We start from the raw sequence: 1105 nt of genomic DNA, 5'->3' as shown, positions 1-1105 counted from the left end.
CGAGGGATGGCGTTCCGCACTTCCTTCAGATTCATACTGACCCACGATCACGAGATCGGCATGGCGCGCCTCCTCGCTCAGATGTTCGGCGACGCCGCCTGAGAGCGTCTTCCAGCGCGACTCCGCCGAATGGACGGCGGCTTCCTTCCGGTACAGTTCTTCCGACGCCTTCGCGTCATAGATATTGCGCCGTTCGAACGCCTGCTCGACCCTCCCGAGCGCGCTTGGGCGGTAAAGCGGCGGCACGTCGACCGGTGGGATGACGTGCACCGCACTCAAACGCGCCTGATGCTTTGCTGCGAGGTCGAATGCATAGCGAAGACGCGATCGGCCCCCTTCGGTCGCATCCGCATGAACCAGAACATCCTTGATCATGGTCATCGGCAACCTCACTCAAAATGAGCATGCGCTCGCGCGGGCCGGGCGTCTCACTGGGGTGCAAGCGTGGTATAAAGCAAGGCGGCGCTCGCCAGCCCCATCACCCCGAATGTCAGCCACACGAAGGTGCTGGAGACGATACCTCCCCGGTTCTCACCCAGGATGGCCTCGCTACCGTTGATCCAGGCAATGAGAAAAAGCAATGGCACCGCCGCGATCCCATTGAACACGGCGGTAAAGACCAGCGCCTTGATCGGATCGATACCGATAAAGTTCATCGCGAGACCGACCAGAGTCGATACGATGATCACACCGTAAAAACCCTTGGCCTCGCCAAGCCGCTTTGAAAGGCCTTCCCGCCAATTCATCGCTTCGGCCAGCGCATAAGCCGCGGAGCCCGCCAGCACGGGAATGCCGAGCAAGCCCAGGCCGATAATACCGACCGCAAAGATATCGCGCGCGATCTGGCCGGAATTAGGGAACGATTTTACCAGGGGTTCCAAAGCCCTTGCGGCATCCGCAGCCGTGTTGATGTTCGTTACACCATGGGCGAACAGAACGGATGCGGTGGTGATGATGATGAACCATTGGGCAAGTTCGGCCGAAATCATCCCGATGGCGGTATCGATCCGCATGTCCCGCATATAAGAGCGAGGCAACCGTGGTCTCTCATCACCTCGCCCAAGCAGGCCGCGATCGATTTCCTCCTCGACCTCCTGGGATGCCT

Annotated in this window: 2 protein-coding genes; both read right to left on the bottom strand. The window is 59.9% G+C overall.

Annotation, left to right across the window (positions count from 1 at the left end):
* Positions 1-381: universal stress protein (locus tag AB0K82_RS44690; protein ID WP_364409890.1), on the bottom strand; the 381-nt coding region annotated here is incomplete at its 3' end.
* 47 nt (positions 382-428) lie between these two features.
* A partial coding sequence (locus tag AB0K82_RS44685; RefSeq protein ID WP_364409887.1) for a divalent metal cation transporter occupies positions 429-1105 on the bottom strand: 677 nt, incomplete at its 5' end.

The sequence above is a fragment of the Actinoallomurus sp. NPDC052274 genome (assembly GCF_040679475.1).
Classification (GTDB): Bacteria; Actinomycetota; Actinomycetes; order Streptosporangiales; family Streptosporangiaceae; genus Actinoallomurus; species Actinoallomurus liliacearum.
This window is presented reverse-complemented; position numbering and strand designations above follow the sequence as displayed.